18 protein-coding genes are annotated in these 17,810 nt (G+C 59.9%); 6 read left to right on the top strand and 12 right to left on the bottom strand.

The genetic code is table 11. The features are described from left to right. Nucleotides 1-92: 92 nt before the first annotated feature. The 8 genes from K3819_RS23355 to K3819_RS23320 all read right to left on the bottom strand — a co-directional run bounded on the left by K3819_RS23355 (nucleotide 93) and on the right by K3819_RS23320 (nucleotide 8,761). Nucleotides 93-827 (bottom strand): amino acid ABC transporter ATP-binding protein, encoded by a 735-nt coding sequence (locus tag K3819_RS23355; protein ID WP_007953170.1) that lies wholly within the window; start codon nucleotides 825-827, stop codon nucleotides 93-95. Next, nucleotides 824-1,495 carry an amino acid ABC transporter permease gene (locus K3819_RS23350; RefSeq protein WP_007953172.1) on the bottom strand — a complete coding sequence of 224 codons (672 nt, stop codon included), beginning with the start codon at nucleotides 1,493-1,495 and terminating at the stop codon, nucleotides 824-826. Before K3819_RS23350 ends, K3819_RS23355 begins: the two co-directional genes overlap by 4 nt. Further along, entirely contained in the window at nucleotides 1,495-2,241 is a 747-nt protein-coding gene (locus K3819_RS23345) for an amino acid ABC transporter permease (protein WP_007953174.1), read from the bottom strand. The genes K3819_RS23350 and K3819_RS23345 overlap by 1 nt, the downstream gene beginning before the upstream one ends. A gap of 194 nt (nucleotides 2,242-2,435) precedes the next feature. Beyond that, nucleotides 2,436-3,350 (bottom strand): glutamate/aspartate ABC transporter substrate-binding protein, encoded by a 915-nt coding sequence (locus K3819_RS23340; protein ID WP_039765825.1) that lies wholly within the window; start codon nucleotides 3,348-3,350, stop codon nucleotides 2,436-2,438. Nucleotides 3,351-3,690: 340 nt separating this feature from the next. Then, nucleotides 3,691-5,229 carry a glycerol-3-phosphate dehydrogenase gene (gene glpD / locus K3819_RS23335; protein ID WP_064599158.1) on the bottom strand — a complete coding sequence of 513 codons (1,539 nt, stop codon included), beginning with the start codon at nucleotides 5,227-5,229 and terminating at the stop codon, nucleotides 3,691-3,693. Between the two features lie 248 nt (nucleotides 5,230-5,477). Further along, nucleotides 5,478-6,233, bottom strand: a complete 756-nt coding sequence (locus K3819_RS23330; RefSeq protein ID WP_007953179.1) for a DeoR/GlpR family transcriptional regulator — start codon at nucleotides 6,231-6,233, stop codon at nucleotides 5,478-5,480. A gap of 95 nt (nucleotides 6,234-6,328) precedes the next feature. Further along, nucleotides 6,329-7,831, bottom strand: coding sequence for a glycerol kinase GlpK (glpK, locus tag K3819_RS23325; protein WP_221398031.1), 1,503 nt, complete (start codon nucleotides 7,829-7,831; stop codon nucleotides 6,329-6,331). Nucleotides 7,832-7,909: 78 nt separating this feature from the next. Then, complete coding sequence (locus tag K3819_RS23320; RefSeq protein ID WP_085610878.1) at nucleotides 7,910-8,761, bottom strand: MIP/aquaporin family protein; 852 nt, start codon at nucleotides 8,759-8,761, stop codon at nucleotides 7,910-7,912. Nucleotides 8,762-9,121: 360 nt separating this feature from the next. On the opposite strand from K3819_RS23320, the gene ybaK reads away from it, so the two are divergent. Together ybaK and K3819_RS23310 are read left to right on the top strand one after the other, a co-directional pair. Further along, a complete protein-coding gene (gene ybaK, locus K3819_RS23315; RefSeq protein ID WP_007953184.1) occupies nucleotides 9,122-9,592 on the top strand; it encodes a Cys-tRNA(Pro) deacylase in 471 nt (156 codons plus the stop codon). A gap of 89 nt (nucleotides 9,593-9,681) precedes the next feature. Next, nucleotides 9,682-10,464 (top strand): PhzF family phenazine biosynthesis protein, encoded by a 783-nt coding sequence (locus K3819_RS23310; RefSeq protein WP_221398030.1) that lies wholly within the window; start codon nucleotides 9,682-9,684, stop codon nucleotides 10,462-10,464. Nucleotides 10,465-10,514: 50 nt separating this feature from the next. Here K3819_RS23310 and K3819_RS23305 read toward each other — a convergent pair whose 3' ends face one another. Together K3819_RS23305 and argF are read right to left on the bottom strand one after the other, a co-directional pair. Beyond that, on the bottom strand, nucleotides 10,515-11,624 hold the full coding sequence (locus tag K3819_RS23305) for an ABC transporter ATP-binding protein (RefSeq protein WP_064599152.1): 1,110 nt from the start codon (nucleotides 11,622-11,624) through the stop codon (nucleotides 10,515-10,517). Continuing rightward, entirely contained in the window at nucleotides 11,621-12,541 is a 921-nt protein-coding gene (gene argF / locus K3819_RS23300) for an ornithine carbamoyltransferase (protein WP_064599150.1), read from the bottom strand. The genes K3819_RS23305 and argF overlap by 4 nt, the downstream gene beginning before the upstream one ends. Nucleotides 12,542-12,947: 406 nt before the next feature. Between argF and K3819_RS23295 the strand changes: the two genes are divergently transcribed. The 3 genes from K3819_RS23295 (at nucleotide 12,948) to grxD (ending at nucleotide 15,914) form a co-directional block, all read left to right on the top strand. Continuing rightward, complete coding sequence (locus K3819_RS23295) at nucleotides 12,948-13,238, top strand: hypothetical protein (RefSeq protein WP_085610874.1); 291 nt, start codon at nucleotides 12,948-12,950, stop codon at nucleotides 13,236-13,238. Nucleotides 13,239-13,369: 131 nt separating this feature from the next. Next, complete coding sequence (locus K3819_RS23290; protein WP_221398029.1) at nucleotides 13,370-15,475, top strand: molybdopterin oxidoreductase family protein; 2,106 nt, start codon at nucleotides 13,370-13,372, stop codon at nucleotides 15,473-15,475. Between the two features lie 97 nt (nucleotides 15,476-15,572). Beyond that, on the top strand, nucleotides 15,573-15,914 hold the full coding sequence (gene grxD, locus K3819_RS23285) for a Grx4 family monothiol glutaredoxin (protein ID WP_039765841.1): 342 nt from the start codon (nucleotides 15,573-15,575) through the stop codon (nucleotides 15,912-15,914). A gap of 105 nt (nucleotides 15,915-16,019) precedes the next feature. Here grxD and bfr read toward each other — a convergent pair whose 3' ends face one another. Together bfr and K3819_RS23275 are read right to left on the bottom strand one after the other, a co-directional pair. Continuing rightward, the gene (bfr, locus tag K3819_RS23280; protein WP_064599145.1) at nucleotides 16,020-16,496 is read right to left on the bottom strand and encodes a bacterioferritin; all 477 of its coding nucleotides are present in this window, start codon (nucleotides 16,494-16,496) and stop codon (nucleotides 16,020-16,022) included. Between the two features lie 199 nt (nucleotides 16,497-16,695). Beyond that, entirely contained in the window at nucleotides 16,696-16,914 is a 219-nt protein-coding gene (locus tag K3819_RS23275; RefSeq protein ID WP_085610872.1) for a bacterioferritin-associated ferredoxin, read from the bottom strand. 291 nt (nucleotides 16,915-17,205) lie between these two features. Between K3819_RS23275 and K3819_RS23270 the strand changes: the two genes are divergently transcribed. Further along, nucleotides 17,206-17,808, top strand: coding sequence for a peroxiredoxin (locus tag K3819_RS23270; RefSeq protein WP_007953195.1), 603 nt, complete (start codon nucleotides 17,206-17,208; stop codon nucleotides 17,806-17,808). Nucleotides 17,809-17,810: the final 2 nt, after the last annotated feature.

Below are 17,810 nucleotides of genomic sequence, written 5' to 3'. Positions count from 1 at the left end.
GCGAAAGCACTGGGGCAGCCAACGGTGATGTTGAAAGTGCCGGCCCCTTCGCGAGCAAGCCCGCTCCCACAGTTGGGGAGCGGTGTGCGGTTTTAGTGCTGCAGGATTTTCTCGAGGAAATGCTGCGCGCGTTCGGAGCGTTGGCTGATGTCGCCAAAGAACTCTTCTTTCTTGCAGTCTTCGATGATCTTGCCGGCGTCCATGAAGATCACGCGGTCGGCCACTTTACGGGCGAAGCCCATTTCGTGGGTCACGCACATCATGGTCATGCCTTCGTGGGCCAGCTGCACCATCACGTCGAGCACTTCGTTGACCATTTCCGGGTCCAGCGCCGAGGTCGGTTCGTCGAACAGCATGACGATCGGGTCCATCGCCAGCGCACGGGCAATCGCCACGCGCTGTTGCTGACCACCGGACAGTTGCCCCGGATGCTTGTGGGCGTGAGCCGACAGGCCGACACGTTCGAGCAGTTGCAGACCTTTCTTGGTGGCTTCCTCCTTGCTGCGGCCCAGCACCTTGATCTGCGCAATGGTCAGGTTTTCGGTGATGGTCAGGTGCGGGAACAGTTCGAAATGCTGGAACACCATGCCGACGCGCGAACGCAGTTTCGGCAGGTTGGTCTTCGGATCGGCAATCGATGTGCCGTCGACCACGATGTCGCCCTTCTGGAACGGCTCCAGTGCGTTGACGCACTTGATCAGGGTCGACTTGCCCGAACCGGACGGGCCGCAAACCACGATCACTTCACCCTTTTTGACCTCGGTGCTGCAATCGGTCAGCACCTGGAAGTCCCCATACCACTTGTTGATGTTTTTGATAGAGATCATACGGCGAACCTTTTTTGCAGACGCTTGACCAGCACCGAGGCGGCAAAGCTGATGGTGAAGTACACGAGACCTGCGAAGATCAGGAACTCATTCGAGCGGCCAATGATGTCGCCACTGGCGCGCGAGGCGTTGAGGAAGTCCACCAGGCCCACGGTGTAGACCAGCGAGGTGTCCTGGAACAGGATGATGCTCTGCTGCAGCAGCAGCGGGGTCATCTTGCGGAACGCCTGAGGCAGGATGATCAGGCGCATCATCTGGCCGTAGGTCATGCCCAGTGCCTGCGCCGCGCCCATCTGGCCTTTGGGGATCGACTGCACGCCGGCCCGGACGATTTCGCAGAAGTACGCCGCTTCGAACATCATGAACGCCACGATGCACGAGGTGAACGCGCCGATCGGGGTGTCTTCGCCGGTGATCCAGCGCAGCACGAACGGCACTGCCAGATAGAACCAGGTGATCACCAGCAGCAGCGGGATCGAACGGAAATAGTTGACGTACGCACCGGCGATGCTCGACAGCAGTTTGCTGTGGGACAGGCGCATCAGCGCGAGGATGGTGCCGAGGATGATCCCGCCGACCACGCCCAGCGCCATCAGCTTGAGGGTCATCAGCATGCCGTTCCACAGGCCGGGAATGGCCGGAACGATGCCACTGAAATCGAATTCCATTATTTACCCCCCACGGAGATCAGGCCGGGCACGGCGACTTTCTTCTCGACCATGCGCATCAGCAGCATCAGGCTCATGTTGAGGGTGAAGTAGATCAGGGTCGCCAGGGTGAAGGCTTCAAACAGGTTGGCCGAGAATTCGGCGGTCTGTTTGGTTTGCGCCAGCAGCTCCATCAGACCGATCAGGGACGCCACGGAGGAGTTCTTGAACACGTTCAAAAATTCCGAGGTGAGCGGCGGAATGATGATCCGGTAGGCCTGGGGCAGCAGCACGTTCCAGTAGATCTGCGGCAGCTTGAAACCCATGGCGCGGGCGGCGGATTCCTGGCCCCGTGGCAGCGCCTGGATACCGGTGCGAACCTGTTCGCAGACCCGGGCGGCGGTGAACAGGCCCAGGCACACGACAACGCTCAGGTAGGCCGAGGTGGTCGGGTTCAGGTCCTGCTTGTACCACTCCTGCAGATCCGGCGGCAGCAGATCGGGCACCAGGAAGTACCAGATGAACAGCTGAACCAGCAGCGGCACGTTACGGAACAGTTCGACGTAGCAGGTCGCGATGCCCGACACGATGCGGTTCGGCACGGTGCGCATGATGCCCAGCAGCGAGCCGAGCAGCAGGGCGATGATCCAGGCGACGATGGCGATGGCGATGGTCCAGCCCAGACCGGAAATGAACCAGTCGAGATAGGTCTCGCTGCCCACGCCGGTGGACTTGAAGAACACGCCCCAGTCCCAGTTGTAATTCATTAGGGTCTCCCCTCGATTCGATCGATGTACAAGTGCCCGCCTGGGGAAGCTCCGTTCCCGCCCTGATTGTGAAAATCAGGCACACGCGATCGGCTCGACAGCCACCGGTTCGAGTGTTTCCAATAAGTGCCAGCAGGGAGTGACCATCCCCTGAAAAGGCAGGCGCCTCCTCAGGGGATAAGGTTAGTCAGAAATCAGGATTTCTTGTCGTCAGCCGCTTTGTCGGTCGGATTGGCGATCAGGGCCTTGAGCTCGTCGCTCATCGGGAAGTTCAGGTTCAGGCCTTTTGGCGGAATCGGCTGCATGAACCATTTTTCGTAGATCTTGTTGATCTCGCCCGAGGCGTAGGTCGCCTTGATGGCGTCGTCGACAGCCTTTTTGAACGGCGCGTCGCCCTTGCGCATCATGCAGCCGTAGATTTCGTACGACTGTGGAGTACCGGTCACGGCCCAGTCGGAGGCTTTCTTGGCTTTGGCGGCTTCGCCGGCCAGCAGGGCGTCGTCCATCATGAACGCAACGGCACGACCCGATTCCAGCATCTGGAAGGATTCACCGTGGTCCTTGGCGGAGATCACGTTCATGCCCATCTGCTTGTCAGCGTTCATCGCCTTGAGGATGCGCTCGGAAGTGGTGCCGGCGGTGGTCACGACGTTCTTGCCTTTCAGATCGTCGAAATCCTTGTACTTGGAGTCAGCCTTGGACAGCAGACGGGTACCGATTTCGAAGATGCCGACGGAGAAGTCGACCTGTTGCTGACGCTCGACGTTGTTGGTGGTGGAGCCGCACTCGACGTCCACGGTGCCGTTCTGCACCAGCGGGATACGGGTTTGCGAGGTGACGAGGTTGTATTTGACCTGCAGGTTTGGCAGGTCGAGGTCTTTCTTGATCGCTTCGACGATGGCCAGCTGGATATCGTGGGAGTAGCCGACCGGCTTGCCGGAAGCGTCAGCGATGTAGGAGAAAGGAATGGAAGCGTCACGGTGGCCCAGGGTGATGACGCCGGACTCTTTGATCTTCTTAAGGGTGCCGGTGAGTTCGGCAGCGAAAACTGGTGTGCTGATCAGAGCGGCAGCAATGGCTGCGCCCAGGATATGGGGAACGATGCGCATCAAATTTTCCTCGACATTGTTTTTTTTATGGAGCCGGTTGAGCGGGCCCTTTTGAGCTTCGAATGCCTGACGGCTCCTGTTGTGTTGGCGCAACAGGCATTCGTCGAAGGAGTGTAGAGCATGAGTCGTGCCAGACCAGTCGCTACACGCTAATGCATTGATTTATAAGGTTATTAAAGTTTTGTGATGGTGTTTTTTCGTGGATCTGATCCGGTTAACCGAATTGACCGTCAGGTCGCGTTCGGAAAACCGAACGTCTGCGACACGCCTTGTTTCGCCTTGAATGCAAAAAGCCCCTGAATCATTCGATTCAGGGGCTTTTTGTTCAACGAGGAACGGATCAGGCCGCTTCGATCTTGCTGCGGTTCTGCTCGACCTTGTTCAGGTAAGCCGCCAGGCGCTCTTGCTCCGCCGCCGTGGTGAACAGGCCCAGTTTGCTGCGACGCCAAAGAATGTCATGCGCGGTGGTGGCCCATTCTTCGGTGCACAGGTAGTCGACTTCACGGGTGTAAAGCCCGCCGCCGATGTGTTCGCCCATGTCGGCCAGAGTGTCGACGCCTTCGAGCATGCGCCAGGTGCGGCTGCCGTAGGTGGTGGCCCAGCGGCGGGCGATTTCGGTCGGTACCCAGTCGAACTTGTCGCGGATCTGCGCGCTCAGGGCCTGTGGCGTGGTCATGTCTTCGCCGCCGGGCAGGGTAGCGGTGGCGGTCCAGCTCGGGCGCATTTGGGTGAAGAACGGCATCAACTGCGCCATCGCCGACTCGGCGAGCTTGCGGTAGGTGGTCAGCTTGCCGCCGAACACCGACAGCAGCGGCGCTTCTTCGGTGCTGCCGGACAGCGCCAGGGTGTAGTCGCGGGTCACGGCCGAAGGATTGTCGGATTCGTCGTTGCACAGCGGACGCACGCCCGAGTAGGTGTGCAGGATGTCGTCACGGCTGATCTGCTTCTTGAAGTGGGCGTTGACCACTTTGAGCAGGTAATCGGTTTCGCCGTCGGTGATCGCCACTTTGGCCGGATCGCCGGTGTATTCGCGGTCGGTGGTGCCGATCAGGGTCAGGTTGTTCAGGTACGGAATGGTGAAAACAATGCGCTGATCTTCGTTTTGCAGGATGTGCGCGTGATCGCCTTCGTACAGCTTCGGCACGATGATGTGGCTGCCCTGGATCAGGCGGATGCCGTACGGCGATTCCATCTTCAGGTCGTCACGGATGAACTTGGCGACCCACGGGCCAGCGGCATTCACCAATGCCTTGGCGGTGATCGAAAACAGGCTGCCGTCGGCGCGTTCCAGGTTCAGGTGCCACAGGCCCTTGGCGCGGCGGGCGCTGACGCAACGGGTCTGGGTGTGAATGTGCGCGCCTTTTTCACGGGCGGCCATGGCGTTGAGAACCACGAGGCGGGCGTCGTCGACCCAGCAGTCGGAGTACTCGAAGCCTTTGCTGATTTCGCTTTTCAGTGCGCTGTCGGCGCCGAACTTCAGGCTTTTCGAGCCCGCCAGTTTTTCGCGCTTACCGAGGTGGTCATAAAGGAACAGGCCCGCGCGGATCATCCACGCCGGACGCAGGTGCGGGCGGTGCGGCAGCACGAAACGCATTGGCTTGACGATGTGCGGGGCCTTGGCCAGCAGCACTTCGCGTTCGGCCAGGGCTTCGCGCACCAGACGGAATTCGTAATGTTCGAGGTAGCGCAGGCCACCGTGGATCAGCTTGCTGCTGGCCGACGAGGTGTGGCTGGCCAGATCATCCTTTTCGCAAAGGAACACCGAAAGACCGCGACCGGCGGCATCCGCTGCGATCCCCACGCCATTGATCCCGCCGCCGATGACGGCGATGTCGTAGATCTCGGAGATAGGGGGCGTACGCAAGGTAGATGTGGACATCGGCTGGCCTCGGGCTCTTTTGATTTTCTGTCTTGGAAATCGAACATGAATGTTCATTTGCGAAAATGGTAGCCCATAAAGACGCGCGCAGCCAGTCGACTTCGATTGAAAAAACTCATCGAAGGGCCGAAAAAGGAAAATATTCGAACATGAAATGCGCGTCAGGGCGCGGATCAGGGCGTGACTGATCGTTCCCACGCAGAGCGTGGGAACGAGAATTCGCCGGGAGGGAGTTATGCGGGAGAGGGTTAAACGACTTCCAGACGAATCTTGTGCTGGCTCAGCAGTTGCGCCAGGGCCGGCACCGGTTGCTGATCGGTGACCAGGCAATCGATCAGGCTGATCGGGCCGAGGCGGATCATCGCGTTACGCCCGAACTTGCTGGAGTCCGCCGCCAGGATCACCTGCCGGGCATTGGCGATGATCGCCTGGGACACCCGCACTTCCTGGTAATCGAAGTCGAGCAGGCTGCCGTCTTCGTCGATACCGCTGATGCCCACCAGCGCAAAGTCGACCTTGAACTGGTTGATGAAGTCCACGCTCGCCTGACCCACCACGCCGCCGTCGCGACGCACGTTGCCGCCGGTCAGCAGCACATCGAAATCATCCTTGGCGCTGAGCATCGAAGCGACGTGCAGGTTGTTGGTGATGATCTTCAGGTGGCTGTGATTGAGCAGGGCGCGGGCAATCGATTCGGTCGTCGTGCCGATATTGATAAACAGCGAGGCGTGATCGGGAATCTGTGCGGCGATGGCTTCGCCGATGCGTTGCTTTTCATCGCGCATCTGATCGGCGCGCATCGCGTAGGCGGTATTTTCGACGCTGGAATCATAGGCGGCGCCGCCGTGGTAGCGACGCAGCAGATTGGCTTCCGCCAGTTGATTGATATCGCGGCGGATGGTTTGCGGGGTAACAACGAACAGCGTGGCCATTTCCTCGATGCTCACATAGCCGCGTTCGCGGACCAGCTCGAGGATTTGCTGCTGACGGGGAGGCAGATTCATGGGGCTTCCTTTGGGCTGCCGTGCAAAATTTGCCCATGATGCCGCAGGAATCCGCTCCCTACCAGTTACAACAGGTTACGAGTACTCAGCTTGGCTTATTCAGCGTCTTCACGTTCCCAATCACGGGTACGGCTGACGGCTTTTTTCCAGCCTTTATAGAGCTTCTCTTTGGCCGCTTCGTCCAGGCTCGGTTCGAACTCGCGCTCGATCACCGCTTTGCCGCGCAGTTCTTCCAGGCTGCCCCAGAAACCGCACGCCAGGCCGGCCAGATAAGCGGCGCCCAGCGCCGTGGTTTCGCGCATTTTCGGACGTTCGACCTGGGTGCCGAGGATGTCGGCCTGGAACTGCATGAGGAAGTTGTTCGCCACCGCACCGCCGTCCACGCGCAGGGCCTTGAGACGTTCGCCGGAGTCCTGTTGCATGGCGTCAAGGACGTCGCGGGTCTGGTAAGCGATCGATTCCAGCGCAGCGCGGATGATGTGATCCACACGCACGCCACGGGTCAGGCCGAACAGGGCGCCACGGGCATACGGGTCCCAGTAGGGCGCGCCGAGGCCGGTGAAGGCGGGCACCAGATAGACGCCGTTGCTGTCCTTCACTTTATTGGCGAAGTATTCGGTGTCGTGGGCGTCGTTGACGATTTTCAGTTCATCGCGCAGCCACTGTACGGTCGAACCGCCGTTGAACACCGCGCCTTCCAGGGCGTAGGCCACTTCGCCGCGCGGGCCGCAGGCGATGGTGGTGAGCATGCCGTGCCGGGATTTCACCGCTTTGTCGCCGGTGTTCATCAGCAGGAAGCAACCGGTGCCGTAGGTGTTTTTTGCCTGGCCAGGCTCGACGCACATCTGGCCGAACAGCGCAGCCTGTTGGTCGCCGGCGATACCGCCGATGGCAATGCCGCTTTTGGTGCGGCCGTAGATTTCCGAAGAGGCTTTGACTTCCGGCAGCATCTCGCGCGGGATGTCGAGGATCTCAAGCATCTTCGCGTCCCACTCCAGGGTGTGGATGTTGAAGAGCATGGTGCGCGAGGCGTTGGTGTAGTCGGTGACGTGGACCTTGCCGCCGGTGAATTTCCAGATCAGCCAGCTGTCGACGGTGCCGAACAGCAGTTCGCCGTTGCGCGCGCGCTCACGGCTGCCTTCGACGTTGTCGAGGATCCACTTCAGCTTGGTGCCGGAGAAGTACGGGTCGGTGACCAGGCCGGTGGTGTCGCGGATGTAGTCTTCATGACCGTCGCGCTTGAGCTGTTGGCAGATCTCGGTGCTGCGGCGGCATTGCCAGACGATCGCGTTGTACACCGGGCGGCCGGTGGTCTTGTCCCAGACCACGGTGGTTTCACGCTGGTTGGTGATGCCGATGGCGGCGACCTGGTCATGGTGCAGGCCGGCCTGGGCCAGCGCTTCGACCATCACTGCGCTCTGGGTGGCGAAGATTTCCATCGGGTCGTGTTCGACCCAACCGGCTTGCGGGTAATGCTGGGCGAATTCGCGTTGTGCGGTGCAGACCACGTTCGCGTCACGGTCGAAAATGATCGCGCGGGAGCTGGTCGTACCCTGATCGAGGGCAATGATGTAGTTCTTGTTCTGAATGTCGGTCATGTCGATTGCCTTGGACGAAATAAGGGAGAGTGGGCCGGGGCGCGGGCTCTATAAGGGCAGGAACCCGCGCCGACTGTTTCAAGAAGTTCTTGGTTTGCCGTCAATGGCCGGTTCTGCATCCTTTGTAGCAGGTGTGGCGCCGGTCAGGTGACGGGCAATCAGCCCGCGATACCCGGCAGCGCCGAGGCAGGCACCGACAATCGGTGCAAAAATCGGAATCAGGAAGTACGGGATTTCACGTGCGCCGGTGAAGGAAATTTCACCCCAGCCGGCGAAGAAAGTCATCAGTTTCGGGCCGAAGTCCCGGGCCGGGTTCATCGCGAAACCGGTCAGCGGGCCCATCGAGCTGCCGATCACGGCAATCAGCAGACCGATCAGCAGCGGCGCCAGCGGGCCTTTCGGCAGGCCGTTGTTGTCGTCGGTCAGGGACATGATCACGCCCATCAGGATCGCGGTGATGATCATCTCGACCAGAAATGCTTGTGCGGTCGACAGCGCAGGGTTCGGGAAGGTGGAGAACACCGACGCCAGTTCGAGGCTGGCTTCAGTGCCACGGACCATATGGTGAGTTTGTTCGAAATCGAAGAACAGGTTGCTGTACAGCGTGTAGACCAGCAGCGCGCCGCAGAAGGCACCGGCGATCTGGGCCAGAATGTAGAACGGCAGTTTGCGCTTTTCGAAGTCGGCGAAAATGCTCAGGGCAATACTGACGGCGGGGTTCAGGTGCGCACCGGAAACGCCGGCGGTGAGGTAGATCGCCATGCTGACGCCGACGCCCCAGATGATGCTGATTTCCCACAGGCCGAAGCTGGCGCCCGCGACCTTGAGCGCGGCGACACAACCCGTACCGAAAAAGATCAGGAGTGCAGTACCCAGAAACTCGGCCAGGCACTGGCTCGAGAGCGATGGTTGCTGTAACGCAGTTGTCATTGAAAACCTCGGTTTTTGTTGTTGTCTGGCGCGTTGCCGACAGGGCAAGGCGCTATTTTCGCCGAGGCAGGATCCCCATCCTGTTCCCGGTTTACTGCTGGGTGCTGCGATGACGATAATTCTTACATTATTCAGATTCGAAAAAATATAGACAAGAAACAAACCTGTCAAAGGTCGAAAGTGAACCGCCAGTCACAAATAAACTATCAGTCATGTGAATGATCCTGCGGGTCACCCGGCCTGCGCGGTTGTTACTGGCCTGCAAACCCCGGGAAACGTGGCGCGTGGTAGAGCCTTTTGCCCAGCGATGGCCTAAAATCCGCCGCAGGATTTTTTGCCACTGCCGAGCCCGGAGCTGCCATGACCCCTGCGTTGGACTTGTTGAAAAAAGTTCGTGCCGAACATCGCGTGCACAGTTACGAACATGACCCGAAGGCCGCGTCGTATGGTCTGGAGGCCGCGGAGAAACTGGGGCTCGATCCGGCGCAGGTGTTCAAGACGCTGCTGGCGGCCAGTGAGAAGGGTGAGTTGCTGGTGGCGGTGGTGCCGGTCGTCGGAAGTCTCGACCTCAAGGGGCTTGCCCACGCCGCCGGCGTGAAAAAAGTCGAGATGGCCGACCCGGCCGCCGCGCAGCGCTCCACCGGTTATCTGTTGGGCGGCATCAGTCCGCTGGGGCAGAAAAAACGCCTGCGTACTTTCATCGATAATTCGGCCCAGCCTTTTGCGACCATATATGTCAGCGCCGGTCGGCGCGGGCTGGAAGTGGAACTGGCGCCGGCGGTATTGGCGGAACACACCCAGGCGAAATTTGCCGACATCGGTCGCCCTTGACGTCTGTATGAAGAAAATTGGCCGGCACTGTCACTGGCGCTGATCCGGCCGGCGCTGCATGCTCGTTCGACTGACACAGGGAGAAGGTTATGCAGCTCGAGTTTCATCAGGTCGACGCGTTCAGTGATCGGCCGTTCAGTGGCAATCCGGCAATGGTCTATCGGCTCGACGCGTGGCTTGCGGATGAGCTGATGCAAAAGATCGCCGCCGAGCACAATCTGGCGGAAACCGCGTTTCTGGTGCGCGAGGGGCAGGCGTGGCACATCCGCTGGTTCACGCCGACCACCGAGGTGCCGCTGTGCGGTCACGCGACCCTGGCCAGCGCCTATGTGCTGTTCGAGATCTATAAGGAAAGCGCCGAGCGTCTGGACTTCACCTGCAAGTCCGGGCCGTTGAGTGTCAGCCGCGAAGGTGGCCGGTTGTGGCTGGATTTTCCGGCCATCGAAGCGGTGGAGAAAGGCGTCACCGTGGAGATCGAGCGGGCACTGAATGTTCAGGCAGTGGATGTCCTGAGTTCCAACGAGTTGTTCGTGGTGCTGGAGTCCGAGCAGGCGGTGCTCGATTGCACGCCGGACATGGTCGCCCTCGCCAAGCTACCGTGGTTGGGTGCGATCGTCACCGCGCGGGGCAATCAGCATGACTTCGTCTCGCGCTATTTCGCTCCGGCCATCGGCATCAATGAAGACCCGGTGACCGGTTCGACCCATTGCAGCCTGATACCGTACTGGTCGAAACGTCTGGGCAAATCCAGTCTGACTGCATGCCAGCGCTCGGCGCGGGGCGGCGAGCTGTTCTGTCGGCTGGAAGGTGAGCGGGTGAAGATCGGCGGGAATGCGACGCTGGTGGCCAGCGGCACATTGATGCTGGGCTGAGAGCAAAAAAACAGGGGAGCCATCAGGCTCCCTCATTGTTTGTGTGCAGATCAGTGCGCGGTGCTGTAACGGCGAACGCCGTTTTCCACCGCCGGAATCTGCGCAGCGGTGCTGCCGGAGGCCTGGAACAGCACCAGATGTTCCGCCGCCACACGAATCCCGACATCCGCACCCACCTGATGGTCGGCATGGCTCGGGAAGATCGATTCCAGCTGTGCGCCGGTCGGCAGTTGCAGGCGATACAGGGTCGAGGCGCCGAGGAAGGTCTTGCCGACGATTCGCGCTTTCAACCCGCTGTCCGGCGCGTAAACGATGTCGTCCGGACGCAGCAGCACATCCACCGCGCCACCGATCGGCCAGGTGTAGGCGCGATTGCCGCGCAGTTCGCCGAGTTCGGTCTGCACCGATTCCGGGCTGCCCAATTGGCCGCGAATGAAGTAACCCTGACCGATAAAACTGGCCACGTACGGTGTCGCCGGCTCGTGATAGAGGTTGTAGGGCGTGTCCCACTGCTCCAGCCGGCCTTCCTTGAACACGCCCACGTGATCGCTGACGGCGAAGGCTTCTTCCTGATCGTGAGTCACCAGAATTGCACTGGTGCCACGGGCTTTGAGGATGTCGCGCACTTCGTGGCTGAGCTTGCGGCGCAATTCGCCATCGAGGTTGGAGAACGGCTCGTCGAGCAATAAGAGTTGTGGCTCCGGCGCCAGGGCGCGGGCGAGGGCGACACGTTGTTGCTGGCCGCCGGACAGCTCATGGGGGAAGCGTTTGCCGAGGTTCTTCAGGTTGACCAGTTCCAGCAGCTCCTCGGTCACGCGCTCCTTGTTCGGGTGCTTGCGGATGCCGAAGGCGATGTTGTCCGCGACACTCAGGTGCGGGAACAGCGCGTAGTCCTGGAACACCATGCCGATCCGGCGTTTTTCCGGGGCGAGGGTGAAACCGGCGCTGGAGATCACTTCACCGCCGAGAGAGATTTCCCCTTCGTGCACCGGTTCGAAACCGGCAATCGCACGCAGGGTGGTGGTCTTGCCGCAGCCGGAGGAGCCAAGCAGGCAGCCGATGTCACCGGCGTTGAGGTGCAGATTGAGGTTCTGCACCACACGTTGATCTTGATAGCCGCAAGCGAGGTTGCGCAGGTTCAGCAGTAATTCATGACTCATGCGTGGTGATATGCCGGTTCAACAAGGAACTCGAGCAGGGCCTTTTGTGCGTGGAGACGGTTTTCTGCCTGATCCCAGGCGACGGAGCGCGGGTCATCGAGCAGGTCGAGGCTGATTTCCTCACCGCGGTGAGCGGGCAGGCAGTGCATGAATAGCACGTCATCGGCTGCCAGGTCGAGCAGGGCACGGTTGACCTGAAACGGCGCAAACAGCTTCAGGCGCTTGGCGGTCTCCTCTTCCTGGCCCATGGAGGTCCAGACGTCGGTGCTCACCAGATGCGCGCCGCGCACGGCGTCTTGCGGGTCGCGGACGATGGTCACGCGGTCACCGGCCTTGGCCACGAATTCAGGGTTTGGTTCGTAGCCTTCGGGGCAGGCCACGCGCAACTGGAAGTCGAACTGGATCGCCGCTTCTATATAGCTGTTGCACATGTTGTTGCCGTCGCCGATCCAGGCCACGGTCTTGCCCTGGATCGAGCCGCGGTGTTCGAGGAAGGTCTGCATGTCGGCCAGCAACTGGCACGGGTGCAGGTCATCGGACAGGCCGTTGATCACCGGCACGCGTGAGTTGGCGGCGAATTCGGTCAGGGTGCTGTGGGCAAAGGTACGGATCATCACCGCATCGAGCATGCTCGACATGACGATGGCGCAGTCGCCGATCGGCTCGCCGCGGCCCAGCTGGGTGTCGCGCGGCGACAGGAAGATCGCCTGGCCGCCGAGCTGGATCATGCCGGCTTCGAAGGAGATGCGTGTGCGGGTCGAGGATTTCTCGAAGATCATCCCCAGGACGCGGTTTTTCAGAGGCTCGAACAGTACGCCGCGGTTACGCAGGTCCTTGAGCTCAACGCCTCGACGGATCACGCTGACCAGCTCTTCGGGCGTGCAATCCATCAGGGAGAGAAAGTGCCTTGCGCTCATCATTGACTACCTTTTTGCTACAAACCGCAGATGCTCAAAGCCTTGTTTATCGGAACAACGGGCGAGACCTGCGGCGTAAGCCGCACGGGGGCGACGAAATAGGGGAAGGCGCGATATTGACACTAAATGTCGCGTTTTTCCAATAGGCTACGGTTTTTGCAGAAATGCGCCGGGGTGTCAGCAGTGCGAATACTGTGATTTCCGGTCAGTTTTCGAGAGGGCAGCGAGGTCTTTGTACACTGGCCCCACCGGGCTTGGCAATCCGGCGCGGCGGGGATGGCAGCGCTCTGGTCGGTTTGCGACCGGTGAGCCACCGGTTCGCTTGGTCGGATGCGCAGGTTGAAACATTTGCTAAAGCAAAGTGCTGGGTTATAAATAAATCACGAGCGACGCAGGAAGCCTCCGCATGGAATCGAAAGAAAAACTGTTAATGGAACTGCTGGGCCACACGGCACGCTCATTGACCCACCTCACCGCCTCGATGACCTCGATGTCCTTCGAACTGATGCGCAGCGAAGACGACGTGGTCAAGGCCGCCAGTCGACAGATGATCGACCGTATGGCGACCATCAGCGCCGGGCTCGACGAGCATTGGCGACTGATCGGCGAACTCACCGGCGTCCACGTCGCCCACGAGCAGATCGAGACCATCCAGGAAATCCAGCTGGCCGCGCCGCCACAGCTTCCGGCGAACTGACGCGGGTCTATCGGCCGGCCTGATGGCCGCCGATTCACAAGACGAACGTCGCTGGCGCTGCATCGGGCTGCGGGCCATAGTTTTGTTCCCGCAGGCGTGATTGCCTGCCCAGAACAAGACAGAGACTGGCCATGACCAAGACTCTCCATCACCGTGCCTGCCACCTGTGTGAAGCCATCTGCGGCTTGACCATCGAAACCACCGAAACCGACGGTCAGGTGCAAATCACCTCGATCAAGGGCGATGCTCAGGACACGTTCAGTCGTGGGCACATCTGCCCCAAGGCCGTGGCGCTGCAAGACATCCAGAACGATCCGGATCGCCTGCGCCAGCCCATGCGCCGGGTCGGCAACGAATGGCTGCCCATCGAGTGGGACGAAGCGTTCGAGCTGGTCGCCGAAAAACTCTCGGCGATTCAGGAGCGTCATGGGCAGAACGCGGTTGCCGTGTATCAGGGCAATCCCAGCGTGCATAACTACGGGCTGATGACGCACAGCAATTACTTTCTCGGCCTGTTGAAAACCCGTAACCGCTATTCGGCGACGTCGGTCGATCAACTGCCCCATCACCTGACCAGCTACTTGATGTACGGCCACGGCTTGCTGCTGCCGATCCCGGATATCGATCACACCGATTTCATGCTGATTCTGGGCGGCAATCCGCTGGCGTCCAATGGCAGCATCATGACCGTGCCGGATGTCGAGAAGCGTCTGAAGGCGATTCAGGCCCGGGGCGGCAAAGTGGTGGTGGTCGATCCTCGGCGCAGCGAGACGGCGGCGATGGCCGATCAGCATCTGTTCGTGCGCCCCGGCGGCGATGCGGCGTTGCTGTTTGGTGTGCTCAACACGCTGTTAAGCGAAGGGCTGACATCTGACAGTCATTTGCCGGTGGACGGACTGGACGAAGTTCGCGCGGCGGTAGCGGGTTTCACCGCCGAAGCCATGAGCCCGTTGTGCGCCGTTCCCGCCGAGCAGATCCGCCAACTGGCCCGGGACTTCGCCGCTGCACCAAGTGCCGTTTGCTACGGCCGAATGGGTGTTTCCACTCAGGCCTTCGGCACGCTGTGTCATTGGGTTGTGCAGTTGATCAATCTGGTCACCGGCAACCTGGACCGCGTCGGCGGTGCCTTGTGCACCGAGCCTGCGGTGGATCTGGTGGCGTCGACTTCGGGCGGGCATTTCAACAAATGGCAGAGCCGCGTATCCGGGCGTCCTGAATACGGCGGCGAGTTGCCGGTCTCGGCGCTGGCCGAAGAAATGCTCACCGAAGGCGAGGGCCAGATTCGCGCGCTGATTACCGTCGCTGGCAATCCGGTGTTGTCCACGCCCAACGGCCGGCAACTGGAGCAGGCGCTGGACGGGCTGGAGTTTATGGTCAGCGTCGACCTGTACATCAACGAAACCACGCGCTATGCCGACCTGATCCTGCCGTCGACCTCGGCGCTGGAGAACGATCACTACGACACCACCTTCAACCTGTTCGCGGTGCGCAACGTCAGCCGTTTCAATCGGGCGATCCTCGCCAAACCGGAGGGGGCACTGCACGACTGGGAGATCTTCGTCGGCCTGGCCAAGGCCTTTGCCGCGAAGACCGGCAAGGAGCTGAAACCGACGATGCCGCCGGCGAAGATGATCGATATGGGGTTGCGCATGGGCGCCTATGGCGATGCGTCCGAACACAAATTGTCGCTGGCAACACTGTTCGATCATCCGCACGGGGTCGATCTTGGGGCGCTCAAACCTAACCTGACATCGCGATTGAAGAGCGCCAATCAACGAGTTCAGGCAGCGCCGCCGGAAATACTCGCTGACTTGGCGCGTTTCGCCGCTTTGCAGGCGCCGGCCGCCGATGAGCTGTTGATGATCGGCCGCCGTCATGTGCGCAGCAACAATTCGTGGATGCACAATTACCATCGACTGGTGAAGGGCAAACCGCGTCATCAGCTGCTGATGAACCCGGACGATCTCGCCAGTCGCGGGCTCAGTGATGGTCAGCTTGTGCGGGTCAGTTCGCGGGTCGGGCAGATCGAGGTCGAGGTGCTGGGCAGCGCGGACATGATGAAAGGCGTGGTCAGCCTGCCGCACGGATGGGGCCACGCCCGTCCGGGTGTGCAGTTGGCGATTGCCAGCGGCCAACCCGGCTCCAGCGCCAATGACCTGACCGATGAATGCCAGCTCGACGAGCTGTCAGGCAATGCGGCGCTCAATGGCGTGCCGGTGACGGTGGCGGCGGCTTGAGCAAGTCTGTCGGGGAGACCGAGCAGCGCGCTCGGGATTCCGTTACAATGCGCCACCGTGCCGACCCATGAGTCGGAAAGTTCAGCCGAGGTGCTCCATGGATATCATCGAAACGATTAAAGAGCAGATTGCCAACAACACCATTCTGCTTTACATGAAAGGCTCGCCGAATGCCCCGCAGTGTGGCTTCTCCGCGAAAGCTGCGCAGGCTGTGATGGGCTGTGGCGAGAAGTTCGCCTACGTCGACATCCTGCAGAACCCGGAAATCCGTGCCAACCTGCCGAAGTACGCCAACTGGCCGACTTTCCCGCAGCTGTGGGTAGCCGGTGAACTGGTCGGCGGCAGCGACATCATGGCTGAAATGTTCGCCAACGGTGAGCTGCAGACCCTGGTCAAGGAAGCATCCGCCAAGGCTGCTGCGGCCAAGTCCGAAGCCTGATTGGCTTCTGCCCGGATTTCGGCGAGCTGAAGTCCGGGCAATAAAAAGCCCCGCCTCTCGAAAGAGGGCGGGGCTTTTTAATGTCTCGAGTTTAGCGCTGGCTGATTACTCGTCTTCGCCCATCTGCGATTGCAGATAGTTCTCAAGACCGACTTTATCGATCAGGCCCAGTTGGGTTTCCAGCCAGTCGATATGTTCTTCCTCGGATTCAAGAATGTCTTCGAGCAGTTCGCGGCTGCCAAAGTCACCGACGGACTCGCAGTGGGCGATGGCGGCCTTCAGGTCAGCATGGCCGGTCTTCTCGATGCGCAGGTCGCATTCCAGCATTTCCTGGGTGTGCTCGCCGATGTGCAGCTTGCCCAGGTCCTGCACGTTCGGCAGGCCTTCGAGGAACAGGATGCGCTTGATCAGCTTGTCCGCGTGCTTCATCTCGTCGATGGATTCGTGGTACTCGTGCTTGCCGAGCTTGTTCAGGCCCCAATCTTCATACATGCGCGCATGCAGGAAGTACTGATTGATCGCGACCAGCTCATTGGCAAGGATCTTGTTGAGATGCTGGATGACTGTTACGTCGCCTTTCATGATGGGAGTCCTGCCCTAAGTAGCGGTATATAAGGCAGAGTTTGAGCTTGGTATTTATAAGTGTCAAACCTAAGTTATTGAATAATAAATGAAAATTAATCGGAATAAGAATGTTTGTGTTCCGCGTCTAGACGCTAAGCAGTTGATTTTCAGGCATAAAAAAACCGGACTTAAGTCCGGTTCTTCGAAATCGGGATAATTACGCGGCTGTAAATTCTGCCGGGTAGGGGATCGCGGCCTGGGCGGTTTGCAGCGTGGTCAGGGTTTCGCGAACCACTTCCTTCGCCAGGCACGCGCATTTGCCGCATTGGCTGGCGACGCCGGTGGCCTGACGGACTTCTTTATAGCTGCAGCAACCTTCATAGATCGCTTCGCGGATTTGTCCGTCGGTGACGCCAGTGCAGAGGCAAACATACATAAGTGAGAACCGTCGCTGGTTGTGACTCAATTGCGATGGATCTTAATGTTAACGAGAATGATTGTCAAAGTGCTTTCCGAAGGGTTTTCATCGCCAACGGCTGTGACTGACGAACGGTGGTGCATGGCTGAATGCCAGCCGGGATTTCGCGAAAAACCGTTAAGGCCAGTCGAAAAACGCAGTGTATGATGGTCGGCCCTTGCGAAGGGGGTTCGTGTCACAGGGCTGTCGCCTGAGGGTGGCAGGCTGGCCCGGACCCTGAACTTCAAGTTTCTACACCAGGAGATATCAATGAGCGTACTCGTAGGCAAACAAGCCCCTGACTTCACCGTCCCGGCCGTACTCGGCAATGGCGAGATCGTTGACAGCTTCACTCTGTCCTCGGCCATCAAAGGCAAATACGGCCTGGTGTTCTTCTACCCGCTGGACTTCACCTTCGTCTGCCCGTCCGAGCTGATCGCCCTGGACAACCGCATGGCCGACTTCAAGGCTCGCAACGTTGAAGTGATCGCCGTATCGATCGACTCGCACTTCACCCACAACGCCTGGCGCAACACCCCGGTCAACAATGGCGGCATCGGCCAGGTGAAATACACCATGGCTGCCGACATGAAGCACGACATCGCCAAGGCCTACGACGTTGAGTCCGAAGGCGGCGTGGCTTTCCGTGGCGCGTTCCTGATCGACGACAAAGGCGTTGTCCGCTCGCAGATCGTCAACGACCTGCCGCTGGGCCGTAACATGGAAGAGCTGATCCGTCTGGTCGACGCTCTGCAATTCCACGAAGAGCACGGCGAAGTCTGCCCTGCCAACTGGAAAAAAGGCGACAAAGGCATGAACGCTTCGCCAGAAGGCGTTGCGGCTTACCTGACCGAGAACGCGGCTGCCCTGTAAGG

The sequence above is a fragment of the Pseudomonas sp. 3-2 genome (assembly GCF_019710535.1).
Taxonomy (GTDB): Bacteria; Pseudomonadota; Gammaproteobacteria; order Pseudomonadales; family Pseudomonadaceae; genus Aquipseudomonas; species Aquipseudomonas pharyngis.
Note: the sequence above shows the minus strand (reverse complement) of the source record. Positions and strands in the feature narration are given on the sequence as shown.

Coding starts and splice junctions, on each gene's coding strand:
- K3819_RS23355 (WP_007953170.1), bottom strand. CDS start 827: ATGATCTCTATCAAAAACATCAACAAGTGGTATGGGGACTTCCAGGTG.
- K3819_RS23350 (WP_007953172.1), bottom strand. CDS start 1,495: ATGGAATTCGATTTCAGTGGCATCGTTCCGGCCATTCCCGGCCTGTGG.
- K3819_RS23345 (WP_007953174.1), bottom strand. CDS start 2,241: ATGAATTACAACTGGGACTGGGGCGTGTTCTTCAAGTCCACCGGCGTG.
- K3819_RS23340 (WP_039765825.1), bottom strand. CDS start 3,350: ATGCGCATCGTTCCCCATATCCTGGGCGCAGCCATTGCTGCCGCTCTG.
- glpD (WP_064599158.1), bottom strand. CDS start 5,229: ATGTCCACATCTACCTTGCGTACGCCCCCTATCTCCGAGATCTACGAC.
- K3819_RS23330 (WP_007953179.1), bottom strand. CDS start 6,233: ATGAATCTGCCTCCCCGTCAGCAGCAAATCCTCGAGCTGGTCCGCGAA.
- glpK (WP_221398031.1), bottom strand. CDS start 7,831: ATGACCGACATTCAGAACAAGAACTACATCATTGCCCTCGATCAGGGT.
- K3819_RS23320 (WP_085610878.1), bottom strand. CDS start 8,761: ATGACAACTGCGTTACAGCAACCATCGCTCTCGAGCCAGTGCCTGGCC.
- ybaK (WP_007953184.1), top strand. CDS start 9,122: ATGACCCCTGCGTTGGACTTGTTGAAAAAAGTTCGTGCCGAACATCGC.
- K3819_RS23310 (WP_221398030.1), top strand. CDS start 9,682: ATGCAGCTCGAGTTTCATCAGGTCGACGCGTTCAGTGATCGGCCGTTC.
- K3819_RS23305 (WP_064599152.1), bottom strand. CDS start 11,624: ATGAGTCATGAATTACTGCTGAACCTGCGCAACCTCGCTTGCGGCTAT.
- argF (WP_064599150.1), bottom strand. CDS start 12,541: ATGAGCGCAAGGCACTTTCTCTCCCTGATGGATTGCACGCCCGAAGAG.
- K3819_RS23295 (WP_085610874.1), top strand. CDS start 12,948: ATGGAATCGAAAGAAAAACTGTTAATGGAACTGCTGGGCCACACGGCA.
- K3819_RS23290 (WP_221398029.1), top strand. CDS start 13,370: ATGACCAAGACTCTCCATCACCGTGCCTGCCACCTGTGTGAAGCCATC.
- grxD (WP_039765841.1), top strand. CDS start 15,573: ATGGATATCATCGAAACGATTAAAGAGCAGATTGCCAACAACACCATT.
- bfr (WP_064599145.1), bottom strand. CDS start 16,496: ATGAAAGGCGACGTAACAGTCATCCAGCATCTCAACAAGATCCTTGCC.
- K3819_RS23275 (WP_085610872.1), bottom strand. CDS start 16,914: ATGTATGTTTGCCTCTGCACTGGCGTCACCGACGGACAAATCCGCGAA.
- K3819_RS23270 (WP_007953195.1), top strand. CDS start 17,206: ATGAGCGTACTCGTAGGCAAACAAGCCCCTGACTTCACCGTCCCGGCC.